This is a genomic window from Tianxiuia mixotrophica, from assembly GCF_050596425.1.
Lineage (GTDB): Bacteria > Bacillota > Clostridia > Peptostreptococcales > Acidaminobacteraceae.
On sequence record NZ_CP192292.1, the window covers coordinates 1256830 to 1271742 of the forward strand.

The following is a 14913-nucleotide window of genomic DNA, read 5'->3' on the forward strand; positions in this document are numbered from 1 at the left end:
TGCTATATAACTTCCGCCTCAATCCCACCTTTACAAAAACTTTGTTGAAACTAATTGGAATAAGAATGATGTTATTTAAGGCGGGTATAAGTAAACATAGGGTGAATGGTGGTGAGTATATGAGGGTCAAAGAAGCCTTAAAAAAGTGCATAAAGCCAGTTGGTGTCGTTTTCATTATTATGCTTGTGGTTGTTTCATGTGTACCAGGCGATACCATTGTCAGCGATGTGAGCATAGTGAATTTTGTCGACGTCGAGGAGCTGGGTCATAATTCGTCAAGTGAAGTGATCGACTCAAAAGAGACCTTCTACAACACATTGACGCCTGATGAGCAGGACTATGTTCAAATGCTCAAATTAAGTGGTTCCTTGCCTGTGGCCATGCGAATAGACGGAACGATCACAAGGCAAAAAAAGGGATTTGGTATGGATGGATTTCATTACAACCTCTTAATGCTCTTTGCAGAATATTTGGAAGTGCCTGTGGAAATTAATTTGTCCAGTTTTAACAGATACTTTGAAAACGATGGATTTATTCCTTCGGATATAAAAGTCAACGAAAACATTCGTTACACACCGGATGCTTTTGATGATTCCTTAATGCTGGTGGACAATTTAACCATTATGCCCTGGAGAGAAAAACTCATGGACTTTATCGAAATTATACCAGTGAGTGTTGTTATAATGACAACCGATGATCTCATCATAAATGATTTGCAGGAGTTGAATGGGCTGGAAGTGGCCGTGACTGCGAGCACATCCTATGCTTCCATAATGGAGGACCTTATTAAAACGTATGACCTGGACATAAAAGTCAACTATGTTTCTGATAGTCATAGAGCAAAGATAATGATGCTTGAAGGGGGCGCTGATTTTGTTTTTAGAGACAGCAACACGGCCCTTTATGAAGCTGTAAATAACGATAGATTCAATGTAAGCTTTTCTGTGAGCAAACCCGATAGCATTGGGTGGGCCGTCGAAAAAGACAATCAAGTTTTAAAAAGCATTGGAGAAAAGTTTATACGTTACACCATTGAAACCGGTGAACTGGAAGACCTTTGGGTTAAGGAATACGGCATTCCCTTTCGAGCCTATTCCGATATACTCCGTGTGATGGACTACACCAATAAAAATTGATGGAGAGGATTCTATGCGCTTTAGAAACAGATTGCTACTACTAATAATTCCAATTATACTCCTGACTGTCTTTCTTATCACGGCTGTTGTTGTGTATACATCAGGTGTCAACATAAAATCACTTCAAGATGAAATTATTGAGTACAGACTTGAAGTGGTACATGAGTACATTAAGACAGAATATAAGACCCTGGAACGTGTTAATTTACAAGACACCCTTCTTTATGCAACCCAGTCAAAGACGAGGGCATTTGAGTTTATTGAGCAAACTGAACTGCACGGTGGACGCTTTGTTATTATAGATTCTAAGAACAAGGTTGTGTTTCATTCTGGCAAGACAGAGGTTAGTGTACCAAGCACCACCAGTCAGTTTTTAAAAGACAATTTAGGTTTAAATAAAAAAATACAGTCAAAATCCGATGGCCACGTTTTACTCACTTACTATGAATATTTTGAACCGTGGGATTGGTATATTTTAGCGGTGGTTGACAAGGATATTATCTATCAAGATGTTTATAGGGCCATATGGTTGTCAGTGGGCGCTGGACTGTTGGTTTTGATAGGAGCCATTATTGTGATTAGACGCGTGGCATTAATGATTTCTCAACCCATTGAAGACTTGACGATGGGAACCCTTGCTATGAGAAATGGGCAATATGATGTACGGGTAAAGAGTGGTGGCGAAGGAGAACTCAGCGAACTGGCAGATTCGTTCAACACCATGGCTGAGGAGATTGAAGACAATTTCATTCAAATTCGCTCAAAGTCAGAAAGTCTGTCCTTACTGGCATCGTTTGCTGCGGGCATGGCCCATGATTTAAAAACACCCATAGGCAATTCAAACACCCTGGTGTCTTATTTAGAAGAAGAAGTAAAGAAGTTTAATAAGGCCTATGAAAACAATGAGCTTCGTAAGGGAATGGTGGAGTCTTTTATAAAAGAAATGGAAGAGTCTATTGATATTATGTCTAAGAACATTTCCCAGGCCACTGAACTTGTCACTGGCTATAAAACAGTGTCCGTTGACCAGTTGAATCGAGAAAGACGGATGATTGACCTTAAAAGTTATGTGAGTGAGGTTCTTTATACACTTCGGCCTAAATTAAAAACATCAAACATAAAAGTCAACAATAACGCCGAAGATGATATTATCACATGGACCTATCCAGGAGCCATATCACAAATTCTAACCAATTTGATCATGAATTCTCAAATTCATGGATTTGAATCTATGGAAGAGGGACGTATTGACATCACAACGAAAAAAGAAAATGGCAACATTGTTATGATCTATGAAGACAATGGGGTTGGCATCTCCGAGGAGAATTTGAAAAAAGTGTACGATGCCTTTTTCACAACCAAGCACGATAAAGGCGGTAGCGGACTTGGCATGCATATTATTTATAATCTTGTGAAGTCCTTGCTACATGGGACTGTTGACTGTGAAAGTCAACTTGGACAAGGGGTAAAGTTTACTATAGTTTTTCCTGATGAAGCTCAAAATTCATGATAGAATGATCTGAGAGACTAATTAGGAGATGACGAATATGTATAAAAATGATGCACTTGTGCGCCCGCGTTATGCTGAAACAGACCAGATGGGTGTCATATATCACGGAAATTATTATGCCTGGTTTGAAGTGGGGCGGTCTGACTTTTTTAGGTCATTGGGTTACACTTATAAACGCCTGGAACAGGAGGGGATTATACTTCCTGTTGTAGAAAGCAGTTGTAAATATATAAAACCAGCCATGTATGATGAAGAGGTTCTCATTCGAACATTTGTGGAAATGCAAAAAGGCATTCGAATTGGATTTAAGTATGAGGTCTTGCGAAAAGAAGATGAAACCCTACTTGCAGAGGGGCGGACACTTCATGCCTTTGTGGGAAAAGACTTAAAACCTATTCGCCTAAAGACACTAAGTGACCAGTTTAAAGCAGTGCTTGAAAAGGTGCGTCCATAATATTGGCTAATGTATATAAAAGCAAATAAGCCCCTGAAGTCGTATTAAAACAATACAAACTTCAGGGGCTTTTCAAATTTTATGAATCTGAAATGCATACTTATGGACAATCATGCTGTCGATTATAACTTGAATCTATTCTATTAAATATTGTGGAACAAGGTCCCTGCGAACAAGATCGGCATAGCTTTCTCTTCTACGGATTAGATGGGCCTCTCCCTTGTTTAAAAGAAGGACAGCCGGACGGGGGAGATAGTTGTAATTGCTGGACATGGACTCGGTGTAGGCGCCCGTTCCAAAAACAGCAAGAAAGTCTCCACGTGAAGGGCTGTCAAGTTCAATGTCCCGAATGAGAATATCACCTGACTCACAGCACTTGCCAGCCACAGTTACAAGTTCGCCGTGTTCGCGGTCTTTTTTATTGGCAATCTGAGCGGAATACTTTGCAGTATAAAGGGCTGGCCGTATGTTGTCGGGGATACCTCCATTTACAGACACATAGGTTCGGACATTTGGAATATGCTTGACACTTCCAATCTCATAAATTGTCAGACCTGCATTGGCAATGAACCAGCGTCCAGGTTCAATTATAACCCTTGGCATGGGATGGCCAGAGCCTTGAGACCAGGTGGTGATTTTATTCATAATTGGGTCGGTAAAATCCTTAAGGGACATTTCCGTATCAGATTCAGTATACCGCACACCGAATCCGCCCCCAGTGTTGAGCTCAGAAATCTGGAAACCGGCCTTAGCAATGTCCTCAGCCAGTTTAAGGACCACTTCAAGCGCATTGAGATGAGATGTGTTGGATTGCAGCTGAGACCCGACGTGGAAATGAAGTCCAAGGGGGTCGATGAAGTTCGAGCGGCCTGCATAAGTGTATTCATCAACCACTTGTTCAAGGGGGATACCAAATTTTGAGTCACGGTCGGCTGTGGCGATGTAGGCATGTGTCCTGGATGACACTTCAGGTGTAATGCGAAATAGAACAGAGACACGTGTGTTTTTATGGGCACAAATTTTTTCCAGCATTCTAAGTTCAGATGGATTATCAACAATAATCCGTCCGACTTGAAGGTCAACCGCCTGGGACAATTCCTCGTAAGACTTGTTGTTGCCATGGAAAACTATATTTCTCATTGGGAAATTGGCTGTTTGAGCAACATACAATTCTCCACCTGACACAACATCCAGACCCATTCCGTATTTTTCAACAAGTTTGCACATGGCTGTGTTGAGAAAAGCCTTTGAGGCATAGACCGCTTGAACATGATTGTATTTATCTAAAAAGTCCTTGTGGATTTCCTTTGATTTCTCCTCAAGTCTGCTTTGAGAAATCATTAAAAGGGGTGTGCCATATTCTTTTGCAAGCGCAACGGTGTCGCAGTTATCAAATAATAAGTTTGTAGGTGTAAGCATTGCATGTCCTCCTTGAAATTCAATGAAATATCGTTTGCCATCTATATATTCAAGAAGCGTGCCAACAATGCTGTATGTTCTAGGTTTTAGAATATACTTCCCCAAGCATAAAGATCCTTGCGAAGGGATTCATGGAAATTGTTCGAGCCTTCGATTAGGCTATTTTGAACCACGCCCCCTTGCGAGCCTGTGGAATGGACATACTGTCCTTTGCCTAGGTAGAGGGCGATATGGCCGGGGAAATAGAGGAGATCGCCTGGTTTTGCAGTGGCTTCGCTGATTTCATGGACCAAATAGTCAGGTTGTATAACAGCGTCTCTATAGATGGAAATACCATTTATCCAGTAAGCCATAAAGGTGAGACCAGAGCAGTCTATGCCCGCTGGAGATTTGCCACCCCACTTATAGTGTGTTCCCATATAAGAAAGAGCATCGGAAACAAGACGCTGTCTCAAGGCGCTTTCATCTTTAGGGTTAGGTAAGCTTTTGTAAGGGCGAATCCATTCGGAACGGCAGTGGCCTTGACGACCATCATGTAGTTGAACCTTGCACCAACCCTGTATGTCGCAATCGTCTTCCATGAGAAAGAGACGGCTGCCCTTTGGAATGTTTAGGAGGGGACGTCCACGGTAACTGGCCTCAGGCATAATTTCTGCAAAAGGGGACTGCACATAGGCATTACACTTGTCCATCCAGTCTGTGGGACTCTTTTTAGAAATATCTGATCTGTGCATCCAGCCCTTATACTTGTACTCCATTTCCACAAGACACCAATCGTCTTGCCTTTCCACTATATTGAGCTTCATACCATATAAAGCTTGATCAGCCAGTTCAGATGTTTGACTTGGCTTTAATAGCAAGTCAGCGAATGGGGATATTACAATATAATTTTTAGACACGTTTGACCTCCTCATACATGCATTTGGCGATTTTTCCGATACATTCCATGCCCTTGATTTCATCAGCTTGTCCCTGTATGAAAACACCGATAAGGTAGGTGTGACCACCAGCCTTAAAGAAGCCTATATCATGCTGAATACCCTGGTTGAGTCCAGTTTTATGGGCTAGTTCTACACTTTCTGGAAGAAATCGTCCGAGCATGGTTCTATCCCTTTGTTTGGATAGGACGTCAAGCATCCATATAGATTTTTGGTCTCCTAGATTGGCACTTTGAAAAACACCTTCAAGAAGCTGGACTGCATCAGCCAAAGAGGTGTGGTTTTCAAGTCCATGATGGACAGCTTGCGTGTCCATCATTTTACGTTGTAAAGTGGTTTTGTCTGCACCAAGCCTTCTGATATGTGCATTGATCTCCTCCATTTGAAGAAGGTCGATAAGTAAGTTGGTAGCGGTGTTGTCACTTAAAATAATCATGAGTGTGGCCATGTCATCAAGACGCCATGAGACTTGTTTTAAGTCAGATAGTAGGCTGAACGACACCTTTTCCTTATGGGGAACAAGCAAGGTTTGGCCAGGATCAAGAGACGATTTTTCAAAAGCTTCAGCACACTTTGAAAGTATAAAGAGCTTTATAATACTGGCTGATCGCATTTTCATAGAGGCATTTCTTTCATATAAAATTTGGCCTGTGTTTAAGTTCTTTAGTATGAGGGCCAAATCTGCCTCCTGTGATTGAATAAGACTGTCCACGTCATTAAAGTTCATATGGCCTCCTATGTATTAAGACTGTATTAAGACGAAAGTAAGTAAAGCCGATCCACTCCATGAGCCTTAAACTAATTATAGCCAGTATAAAAATCAAAACAGGTACTGTTTAACTTGTTAGAAGGATCGTTTTATACTGGAGGTTCTACCTGTCCAATTTAGAATGCAAAATACATTCCATAAGATGCCCTTTATAAAAAATCACTGTAGTATTTCTTTTTATTGCTAACATAATGTTTAACGGCGTCTTTATAAGCAACGATCAAAGCCCGCTGGGAACTACCCCAGTAGCGCTTTTCAATCTCGCTGATAATGTCCTCCGATACACCATTAAATTTTTTCCCCACAAAAAGAGCCCGTACAAAGCTTTTGGTTTCATCAAGAATAAAGGATGCTGAAGCATCCACAATTTCATCTGTTTCCACGTTTACGGAAAAGCCTACAAAAAATTGCGTATAAACATTCATAATCGGGTTGTCGGGTTGCGTTCTTCCGTGTCCGACAACATAAACAGTATTCATATCCATATAACCCCTCCATAGTCTTGTTTATTAAGTATAGGTATTATAATTTAAACCTGTCAAGTTGGTAATTGAGACACTTTGTGATATAATATAGAAAATTCAGAAAATGATATTCGTTCGATATGCTCACAAACGGCTAAACGCCGCACGTATCAGTGTATTGGGTCCGAAACCTTGTGTTTCGGGCCTTTTTTGTTTGGGGGAATACAAAAAATGGAAGATGACATACTGGATCTGGTGGATGAAGGCATAATTGCTGTAGACAGCGCTGGATCAATTTGCATATTTAATAGAAAAGCCAAGGAAATATTCGGAATTGATTCGTCCGCAAATACGGACTATCCGTCCGGAAAACTGGAAGACGGCGATGTGGTTGTTTTGGCGATCACATCACTGGGGCAAGATGATGGTCATCTGACACCGGGCCTTTTAAAAAAAATTGGTGTGACGAGAAAACTATCTAAAGATGCTGCAATTCTAATCATTGGAGAAGTTGGGGGACAAGAAATCGCCCAGGTGAAAACTTCAGATTCGCAAGGCTTTGGCACGAAACTTGAAATGACACATATATACAAGGGCAGGCGTATATCCACACAAATTGACCTATGTGAAAGGTCAATAGACATTATTATTGATGGTCAGAATTATCAAGTGGAGTTCATACAAAGTTTTGGACATATGGTTGTTTTATGTGGAAAAACAGGGGCCGTTAAGTTTGTACAGTCAAAGGGCTACTCCTTCAGAAAGGAGTCGATTGGAGACCTTCTTCGTGGGGAATCATTCAGGGGCCAGTCTAAGAATGAATCCATTGATTTATTGGGTCGACCTATTGATGAGGTCCTCAATGAACCCCTCTTGCTTAGGCAGTTGTCGCAAACAGCAAATGGACAAGCAAAAGGTTTTAGAAAAAATTACTTAAACATTCATGGACGACCGGTTCTTTGCTCCTTGCAAAATTTAGAATCCAACGGTTTAGCAAACAAGGCCCTTCTTAAAGTGGAAGATGTTTCAGAGTTTGACATGCTTATACGAGAGAGAAATGAGGCACTAAAAGAGTTACAAGTGTTTAGAAATAGACTCCTACTGGATAAAGAGCTTGATCCATTCCCACAAATTATAGGGTCAAGCCAAGAAATGAAACAGGTGAAAGGACTGGCTAAAAGTGCCTCAGCCAGTCAGTCCACCGTTTTAATACTAGGAGAAAGCGGGACAGGAAAAAACGTTATAGCCCGGGCTATACATGAGAAGTCATCCATACGTAATAAGCCATTTATTCAGGTCAACTGCGGTGCTTTGCCTGAACACCTTATAGAAAGTGAACTCTTTGGATATGCTTCTGGCGCCTTTAGTGGGGCCAGTAGTAAAGGCAAGCCCGGTTTTTTTGAACTGGCAAGTGGAGGCACCCTCTTTCTAGATGAAGTGGGAGAAATCCCCTTAAATGTTCAAGTCAAACTTCTTCATGCCATACAGCACAATCAGTTTTTTAGGGTAGGGGGCATTAAGGCCATTGATGTGGATATACGTATAATCGCTGCCACCAACAAGGTCCTTGAAAAAGAAGTTATAGCTGGTCGATTTCGAGAGGACCTGTATTACAGACTTAATGTACTTCGTATCACCTTGCCGCCCCTGCGAGACAGGGCAGTAGACATTCCTCATCTTATAAATGCTCTGCTTCCAAGTGTTTGCAAGCGACTTGGAAAGCCCATAGTGAAAATATCAAAGAAGGCTGAAAACAAGCTGATGCAGCACGCATACCCGGGAAATGTCAGGGAACTAGAAAACCTATTGGAGCGGGCATTAAACATGGCGGAGGCCACCATTGACGCGGACCACATAATTTTTGATGCTTTAAGTCAGACTTATGAGGGTCTAGAACAAAACCAACAGATGCCGGACCATGACAATACGTCAAAGTCCTTAAAAAGCATAATGCAAGAACTTGAAAAAAAAGAAATCGAAAAGGCATTGAAACACCACGCAGGCAACAAAGACATGGCACGCAAGGCGCTTGGCATTGGAAAATCAAGCTTTTATGAAAAAATGAAAAAATATCAAATAGCTTTGTAGGGTGTTTACATTAAATGGAGGCACAAATTATGATTTTAGAGTCTATAGAAATAAAGCAAGTGGATATTCCCTTGGAAAAGCCCTTTAAGACTGCACTTCGAACACTGAGCACAGTGGTTTCTATCGAAGTGACAATAAAGACGAATACAGGGCATGAGGGGTATGGTGCGGCTTCTCCTACAGCGGTTATTACGGGAGACACAATCGGTTCAATAAAGTCAGCTGTGCAAGAAATCTGGGTAAGAATTAAAGGCCGGTCCATAGATGACTGGGATACTCTAATGACCCTTATAGACAGTGGCATAGTGGGTAATTCAAGTGCCAAAGCCGCTATGGATATTGCTCTTCATGACCTTAGGGCAAAACAATACGGTGTCCCCCTCTATAAGCTTTTAGGAGGCGCTAAAACCCAGCTTGAAACAGACATGACTGTGAGCCTTGATAAACCAGAAATAATGGCACAAGATGCTGTGAATGCTCTTAGAAATGGATTCAGGGCCCTTAAGGTTAAGCTGGGCAATGATTCTGAGATGGACTTAATGCGAATGAAGGCTATTTATGACGCAGTAGGAAGCGATGTGAAAATAAGGTTGGATGCCAACCAGGGGTGGTCAAGAAAAGAAGCGGTTCGTTCTGTTTTGAAAATGCTTGATACAGGAATTGACATTCAATTAGTGGAACAGCCTGTTTCAGCCCATGACTTAGACGGTATGAAGTACGTGACAGACAATATCCCCGTGGCTGTTTTGGCAGATGAAAGTGTGTTTTCTTATCAGGATGCAATCAAAATTATTCAAATGGGCGCAGCTGATTATCTTAATATTAAACTCATGAAGACTGGTGGCATTGATGCCGCTATGCGAATCACCTCGTTTGCACAGGCCTATGGCATAGAGTGCATGATTGGCTGTATGATGGAGGGTCCAATTGGTATTGCCGCCGCAGTTCATTTCGGGTGTGGAAGGCACAGAGTGGGCCTTGCAGATTTAGATGTTCCATCAATGTATAAAGGGACCAGTGGAGATCATGACCGAGGTTTTATCAGAGAAAATGCTTTCTTGCGACCAAGAGATTTGACTGGGCTGGGGATTTAGATGAAATACAACTTAGTTAGGGATTGGGTCTAGCCTTATCAGACCGATTACATAGAAAAAGGGAGGAATACAATGATGAAGAAACACTTGGCCTTAATAATGGCGCTTATGATGATTATAGGTACACTTGCAGGATGTGCCCCATCACAAAATGAAGCTCCGAGTACTGAAACAGAGCCAGCTGAGCAAACAGAAAGTACAGACACACAAGAAAGCACTGAGTCAGAGCCAGAAGAAATGGCTGAAGAAGTGGAACAGACACTTATTTGGAACCTCGGATCAGAACCTAAAACCCTTGACCCAGGTCTAAACACAGCCGTTGACGGCGGTGACATTATCAACCACTTGTTTGAAGGGTTGATGCGTGAAGTGAATGGCATTCTTGAACCAGGGATGGCTAAGAGCTACACGGTATCAGACGACAAACTCACTTATACTTTCGAACTAAGAGATGCCCAGTGGTCTGATGGTCAGCCAGTGACAGCATATGATTTCGAGTATGCATGGTCAAGAGTTATTGATCCAGAAACAGCTTCAGAATATGCGTGGATTTTTGATGAGGCCAATGTGGATAGCTTTAGAGCCCTTGACGAAAAAACATTTGAAGTGACCCTTGAAGTACCATCTCCATATTTTCTTGGTTTAACAGCCTTTTTCACATTTATGCCAGTGCGTGAAGACGCAGTTGAATCAGGTACAGACGGCATGTGGGCCATTGATCCTGCAAAGAGCATTGCCAATGGACCATTTGTCCTTGCAGACTATGCAACAGGTGACAAGCTTGTCCTAGAAAAGAATGAGAAATACTGGAGAGCAGACGAAGTCAATCTAGAACGTATTGAGGCCCTTATGATCGTCGACCAGTCAACAGCCTTAACGGGCTATGAATCAGGTCAGGTTCATGTGATTGATGATATGCCAACCGCAGAAATTCCAAGACTTTTAGCAGAAGATCCAACATTTATGATACTGCCATACGACGGTGTCTATTATTATATTTTCAACACGAAAGTCGCCCCTCTTGATGATGTTAAGGTGAGAAAGGCTCTAACACTGGCTATAGATAGAACAGCCATAGTTGAGACAGTTCTAAAAGGTGGTCAGCGTCCTGCCAAGAACATGGTTTCCCAAGCATCAAGAGATGCAAATGGAGACGTGTTTGCAGAAGTGGCTGGTAGCTTTGGAATTCCAATGGACGGCAGTGGTGTCGAAGAAGCCAAGGCCCTACTGGCAGAAGCGGGTTATCCAAATGGTGAAGGGTTCCCTGAGTTTACACTGCTATACAACACATCAGAAAGTCATAAGGCAGTGGCAGAAGCCATTCAGGAAATGTGGAATCAAAACCTAGGCATCAGCATTCAACTAGCCAATCAAGAATGGGCGGTTTTCCAGGACACAAGAAGAAGTCATACATTCGATATTGCCCGTGGTGGATGGATCGGTGACTACTCAGATCCAATGACTTACCTGGGTTTATTCTTAAAAGGTGCTTCTATGAATCATGCCCAGTGGGAAAATCCAGACTATGATGCCCTTATTGAAAAGGCTAGTGTGGAGGATGGGCAAACACGTTTTGACACTCTACAAGAAGCGTTGAAACTGGTAATGGAAGACCATGCCTACCTCCCAATATACTACTACACAGATCAAATTATGGTTTCAGAAGATGTTTCAAACTGGGAAAAAACCACACGAGGCAACTGGTGGTTTGGTTTTGCTAAAATGGTTGAGTAATTCAGTTTGAAATCTTTATGAAATATAGAATTGGGTGTAGAAATTAATCCCCTCTACACTTATGTCATAGGTCTTGGCACAAGAGCATATTGCCCCAAGCTAAGTGTGTGTAAGGACCGGACAATGTGTGGCTGTCAGACATTATTTTATGTCCTGACAGCCATTTTTCTAGTCAACATTTATTCAGGGATTGAGTTTATTGCACTATGTGACGTTATTATAAAGGGATGCATAAAATGAGAGACACAAGACTATACAATCTTTTAACACAAGGCAAAATGATTGATCAGACCACTTATGAGATCGACCTTGATTATGGGTTTGATGAAATGCTTATCACATGGAATGGTGTACTGGAAAGATCGGACGAAATTGAAATATACTTTGAGCTCTTCTCAAAGGGCATTTGGTCTCAGACCTATAAATTACTTAGGTTTACTCGGGGGAAAAGAAGAGGCGGTTACAGTCTACAAGCTGATGCTTTTGGAAGCTTAGATATAGATGTTTTTAAGACCAAAAAGGGCATGGAAATAGGTAAAATACGAGTGCATATACTAAGTGAAAGTGAGACGGAATCCAGTGGCTGTGTTCTCGCCTCAGGCGTATTTGTCTCATTGCTAAAAGAAGGGCAAGTCAAAGAGAGTCAAGAAGGTATATCGTGCTTTATGCCTGCACCGGTGCTTGTTCAATATCCTGTTGATAAGATCGGGCGAAGAATATGCAGTCCGACCAGTTGTGCTATGGCCATGAATATATTCGGGAAAATTGTCCTTCCTGTAGACTTTGCGGCTTTGGCATATGATTTTCAAAACGATATATATGGAAACTGGTCAATGAATATGGCTGCGGTTTCCCAGTATGGGCTTCGTGCGGTGGCCAGACACTTTATGGGTATTGATGATCTTGTAAACAGCATAAAAAAAGGACATGCGGTGGTTGTTTCCGTCAAAACCGGGAAAGACAAAGGTTTTACAGGTGCCCTTCAAACATATCCAAATGGTCACCTGATGCTTGTAAGAGGATTCGAAAAAATAAATGGGGTCTGGTGCGTGATGGTTTGTGACCCTGCTGACTTTGACGCAAGAAATTCAAAAAGAGACTACCCTGTAGAAGAGTTGCTAGAATTTTGGTCGGGAGTGGGCTATGAAATAGGACCAGTGAAAACCAGTAAAAGAGATGAAGGGGACCAGATATTTGACAGCATAAAAAAGTGGATGCCAGGGATCAGTTTAGACCTGCGCTACGGGACGGACAATAATATTTTTGGAAGTCCAGTTTATACAGAGTCATTGGACCGGTTTCAAATGCTTCGCATAGGGACACTGAAGAAATTGACATACGCCCACTGGTTGCTCTCTCGCAAGGGGTATGGCTTAAAAATATGGGATGCCTATCGACCTCTGGCGATTCAGCAAAAGCTATGGGAGGTCCATCCTGATGAACGGTTTGTGGCCTTTCCAGAGAAGGGGTCAAAACATAACCGTGGGTGTGCTGTCGACTGCACCTTGATAGACGCATCCGGCAAGTCTGTGTTTATGCCAAGTGATTTTGATGATTTTAGCGAAAGAGGTCGAGCGGACAGAAATGACTTAAGTCCAGATGTGAAAACAAATATTGATGTCTTGCAGTGGGCTTTTCGAAAAGCTGGATTTGAAACCCTTGAAGATGAGTGGTGGCATTTCCATGACAGCGACTGGAAGAATTATGATATTCTTTAGTTTTCAATATTAGCGATAATAGGCAAAAGAAAAAGCAAAAGAAAAATCCACCCCAAATGCCTGTTTAAAACAGGTTCAGGGTGGATTTGTTTTTTATTCAATGTTTAAATACATGCTTGGTTCAAATGAGCGACCTAGAGTATAGCCATGAAGTTCACCTTCAGCCATGGAATCCGTTATGATTATGAGTTTTTCAACCCCTTCAATACTGAAAGTCGAGTATACAATACTATCCATCATAAGTCGTGCGTAAGCATCATCAGCATCATAAGCTGTTTGAATTTCATCACTTAGCTTGAGTGTTAAAACACCACTATCCAGTGATTCTTCAACAATATCTATGCTAGAAATCACAGGTGGATAAAGATCATTTCCCGTATCCACACCATTTTTAAGATAGGCAAGCATTTCAGAAGCTGAAGTGGCCTCTACCTCAACAGGTGTCAGATACAAGTGGTCTGTTTCTGTGTGTAGACCCATATAGGCTTCAGGCCCTTTTGGCTCATTGTATCGTTTGCTTAAGTCAAATCCATTAAGTGGTTTATCTGTTCTGTTATCCACTGAGAACTTAACACTTGAGACATTCTCAATATGAGTCATGGTGTTAATGAGAGAATGCATCATAAGGTATGTGTCATCTGTACCAGTGGTGAATTCCTTATTCTCATGAGAGTTTGTATGCAGTGTCACAGTGCCTGTTGAAGATGAAAAGCGTGCGACAGGAATATATGGTGCCGGAGACTGGGAACTGAGTCCACTTTCCTCTGATGGCCCATCGCGAAGGGCATTGAGAGTGGTTCGAATGAGATTACCACTATAAGAAATTTCCCTAGAAATTGGAACAAGATAGTTCCTGCTTTTATCTGTAAAATACATGGTAATGAGTCTTTTGCCCCGGGCTGCAGATTCTTGTGGACCCTTATAAGAGGCTTTTCCATAATATGTCACTTGAAGGGATTTGTCTAGTGGCGCCCTCAGGTGGTCACTCTCTGAAGAGAGCGTTAAGGTGTAATGACCACTTTTTAAATTGAGGTCTTGAAGGGTGGCTTTAATGGTTAAGGTGACCACATCTCCATTTATATCTGTTGAAATAAGTCTCTTTAAGTCTGAATTTTGAAGTCGTTTGACTATGGTGGTCTCAGATTTTGTGCTGCCCTGATAGATTTCAAGTTGAATATCGTTAGTGAAGTCTGAAACCTGATCAGCTTCAAGAGACGATGTGCCTACAAATTTAAAGTTTAGACTGTCTGGATTGTAAAGGTAGTCAAAATCAAAATTTTCGTATGTAAGATCGAGTGTGGCTTCCTCTAACACTGGGCTTTCTTCTGGCTCAGTTTCCTCTTCGGCCGCCTCTGGAAAAGAAATATTTAGATTCAAAATTTCAGTATTGATCGGAACGGCTGACACCGTAAAAGCTATGATTAGAACGAGTATAATGTTCGCTAAAATCCGTGACATAGAATCCCCCTTATTGTCCCCTAATTTTATGAAGCTGATACTTTTGTCTTGGGTTTAAGTCGTTACCTTATTATTATAAAATAATTATTGAATTAATGCCATTGGTGATATATATTTTATGTTGAGCTTTT

At 41.6% G+C, this 14913-nt stretch carries 12 protein-coding genes; 7 read left to right on the forward strand and 5 right to left on the reverse strand.

The features are described 5' to 3' along the window. Positions 1-119 precede the first annotated feature (119 nt). The 3 genes from ACQ4KW_RS05545 to ACQ4KW_RS05555 are packed head-to-tail and all read left to right on the forward strand — an operon-like array spanning position 120 to position 3100. Positions 120-1136, forward strand: a complete 1017-nt coding sequence (locus ACQ4KW_RS05545; RefSeq protein WP_430885539.1) for a hypothetical protein — start codon at positions 120-122, stop codon at positions 1134-1136. 13 nt (positions 1137-1149) lie between these two features. Continuing rightward, the gene (locus ACQ4KW_RS05550; protein ID WP_430885540.1) at positions 1150-2646 is read left to right on the forward strand and encodes an ATP-binding protein; all 1497 of its coding nucleotides are present in this window, start codon (positions 1150-1152) and stop codon (positions 2644-2646) included. Between the two features lie 37 nt (positions 2647-2683). Continuing rightward, complete coding sequence (locus ACQ4KW_RS05555) at positions 2684-3100, forward strand: acyl-CoA thioesterase (protein WP_430885541.1); 417 nt, start codon at positions 2684-2686, stop codon at positions 3098-3100. 135 nt (positions 3101-3235) lie between these two features. Here ACQ4KW_RS05555 and lysA read toward each other — a convergent pair whose 3' ends face one another. From lysA to ACQ4KW_RS05575, 4 genes are all read right to left on the reverse strand, one after another. Next, the gene (gene lysA / locus ACQ4KW_RS05560) at positions 3236-4519 is read right to left on the reverse strand and encodes a diaminopimelate decarboxylase (protein WP_430885542.1); all 1284 of its coding nucleotides are present in this window, start codon (positions 4517-4519) and stop codon (positions 3236-3238) included. Between the two features lie 86 nt (positions 4520-4605). Then, complete coding sequence (locus tag ACQ4KW_RS05565) at positions 4606-5418, reverse strand: NlpC/P60 family protein (RefSeq protein WP_430885543.1); 813 nt, start codon at positions 5416-5418, stop codon at positions 4606-4608. Further along, positions 5411-6184 carry a serine hydrolase gene (locus ACQ4KW_RS05570; protein WP_430885544.1) on the reverse strand — a complete coding sequence of 258 codons (774 nt, stop codon included), beginning with the start codon at positions 6182-6184 and terminating at the stop codon, positions 5411-5413. Before ACQ4KW_RS05570 ends, ACQ4KW_RS05565 begins: the two co-directional genes overlap by 8 nt. Before the next feature lie 191 nt (positions 6185-6375). Continuing rightward, complete coding sequence (locus tag ACQ4KW_RS05575; RefSeq protein WP_430885545.1) at positions 6376-6711, reverse strand: DUF3870 domain-containing protein; 336 nt, start codon at positions 6709-6711, stop codon at positions 6376-6378. 210 nt (positions 6712-6921) lie between these two features. On the opposite strand from ACQ4KW_RS05575, the gene ACQ4KW_RS05580 reads away from it, so the two are divergent. The 4 genes from ACQ4KW_RS05580 (at position 6922) to ACQ4KW_RS05595 (ending at position 13324) form a co-directional block, all read left to right on the forward strand. After that, the gene (locus ACQ4KW_RS05580; RefSeq protein WP_430885546.1) at positions 6922-8778 is read left to right on the forward strand and encodes a sigma 54-interacting transcriptional regulator; all 1857 of its coding nucleotides are present in this window, start codon (positions 6922-6924) and stop codon (positions 8776-8778) included. Between the two features lie 29 nt (positions 8779-8807). Beyond that, positions 8808-9872 (forward strand): dipeptide epimerase, encoded by a 1065-nt coding sequence (locus ACQ4KW_RS05585; protein WP_430885547.1) that lies wholly within the window; start codon positions 8808-8810, stop codon positions 9870-9872. 72 nt (positions 9873-9944) lie between these two features. Continuing rightward, on the forward strand, positions 9945-11606 hold the full coding sequence (locus tag ACQ4KW_RS05590; protein ID WP_430885548.1) for a peptide ABC transporter substrate-binding protein: 1662 nt from the start codon (positions 9945-9947) through the stop codon (positions 11604-11606). A gap of 236 nt (positions 11607-11842) precedes the next feature. Then, positions 11843-13324: a M15 family metallopeptidase gene (locus ACQ4KW_RS05595; protein WP_430885549.1), complete on the forward strand. Its 1482-nt coding sequence runs from the start codon at positions 11843-11845 to the stop codon at positions 13322-13324. A 93-nt stretch (positions 13325-13417) separates the two neighbouring features. On the opposite strand, the gene ACQ4KW_RS05600 is transcribed toward ACQ4KW_RS05595, so the two are convergent. Then, positions 13418-14782 (reverse strand): GerMN domain-containing protein, encoded by a 1365-nt coding sequence (locus ACQ4KW_RS05600; RefSeq protein ID WP_430885550.1) that lies wholly within the window; start codon positions 14780-14782, stop codon positions 13418-13420. Positions 14783-14913 lie beyond the last annotated feature (131 nt).

Coding starts and splice junctions, on each gene's coding strand:
- ACQ4KW_RS05545 (WP_430885539.1), top strand. CDS start 120: ATGAGGGTCAAAGAAGCCTTAAAAAAGTGCATAAAGCCAGTTGGTGTC.
- ACQ4KW_RS05550 (WP_430885540.1), top strand. CDS start 1,150: ATGCGCTTTAGAAACAGATTGCTACTACTAATAATTCCAATTATACTC.
- ACQ4KW_RS05555 (WP_430885541.1), top strand. CDS start 2,684: ATGTATAAAAATGATGCACTTGTGCGCCCGCGTTATGCTGAAACAGAC.
- lysA (WP_430885542.1), bottom strand. CDS start 4,519: ATGCTTACACCTACAAACTTATTATTTGATAACTGCGACACCGTTGCG.
- ACQ4KW_RS05570 (WP_430885544.1), bottom strand. CDS start 6,184: ATGAACTTTAATGACGTGGACAGTCTTATTCAATCACAGGAGGCAGAT.
- ACQ4KW_RS05575 (WP_430885545.1), bottom strand. CDS start 6,711: ATGGATATGAATACTGTTTATGTTGTCGGACACGGAAGAACGCAACCC.
- ACQ4KW_RS05580 (WP_430885546.1), top strand. CDS start 6,922: ATGGAAGATGACATACTGGATCTGGTGGATGAAGGCATAATTGCTGTA.
- ACQ4KW_RS05585 (WP_430885547.1), top strand. CDS start 8,808: ATGATTTTAGAGTCTATAGAAATAAAGCAAGTGGATATTCCCTTGGAA.
- ACQ4KW_RS05590 (WP_430885548.1), top strand. CDS start 9,945: ATGATGAAGAAACACTTGGCCTTAATAATGGCGCTTATGATGATTATA.
- ACQ4KW_RS05595 (WP_430885549.1), top strand. CDS start 11,843: ATGAGAGACACAAGACTATACAATCTTTTAACACAAGGCAAAATGATT.
- ACQ4KW_RS05600 (WP_430885550.1), bottom strand. CDS start 14,782: ATGTCACGGATTTTAGCGAACATTATACTCGTTCTAATCATAGCTTTT.